Origin of the sequence: Pseudoalteromonas sp. SR45-5 (genome assembly GCF_014163565.1) — a bacterium.
In the GTDB taxonomy this organism is placed as follows: domain Bacteria; phylum Pseudomonadota; class Gammaproteobacteria; order Enterobacterales; family Alteromonadaceae; genus Pseudoalteromonas; species Pseudoalteromonas distincta.
The window spans coordinates 1-831 of the sequence record NZ_JACJDN010000997.1 but is presented as its reverse complement, the minus strand read 5'-3'; the positions used below and the strand labels follow the sequence as shown (position 1 = coordinate 831).

The window sequence follows — 831 nt, the reverse complement described above, 5'->3', positions numbered from 1 at the left end:
AACGCCTTGGCAAGAGAATAACCAATCAACACAGCTCAAAGCTATTATGCAAGAAGTTGATAAAACAAAAATGAAAAATGAGCTTGCAAACTTGCCAAGCGAGCAGCATTTAGTCGACTTTAAAGGTTACTCAGTTTATTACGGCTACCAAGAGCAAATACCTAATTGCGTTACGGAAATAACACGCCTCAGAGAAATAACCTTTCGCACATTAAACGAAGGAAGTGGCGAGCCATGCGACACAGATAAGTTTGATGCGACTTACATGCATTTGTTTATTTTTGATCATAAAAATGAAGAAATTATTGGTGCTTATAGAATTGGACAAACCGATTTATTACAAAAAAATAGCGACGTGAGCGCTCTTTATTTATCGCAAATGTTTAACTTCGAACCTTCTTTTATTAATCAGCAACAGCCGTGCTTAGAAATGGGTCGATCGTTTATAGTTCAAAAACATCAGGGCAGTTACCATGGGTTATTACTGCTATTTAAAGGGATCGGTGCGTTTATGGCGCAAAATCCACGCTATAGGACTTTATATGGCACGGTTTCATTAAGTAAACTTTATGACCCTCGTTCTGTTGCAATTATTGACCATGCAATGGTTAATAATAAACAAGGTGTTAGCGCCAATACGCCTTTTAATAATAAGCTCCACCCAGAATTTGAAGACTTTATTAATGACCATACGTTAAACATAGGCCATGTATCAGCATTGGTTATGGGAATAGAAGAAGATAAAAAAGACATACCGATTTTATTAAAGCAATACCACAAGCTAGGCGCTCAATTTCATTGCATGGCCATTGATAGCAACTTTAATCACAC

The 831-nt window shown here is 37.1% G+C and carries 1 protein-coding gene; it reads left to right on the top strand.

Going from position 1 to position 831, the window contains the following annotated elements:
- Positions 1-46 precede the first annotated feature (46 nt).
- The coding region (locus H5072_RS20615; protein ID WP_259396016.1) for a GNAT family N-acetyltransferase at positions 47-831 on the top strand (785 nt) is incomplete at its 3' end.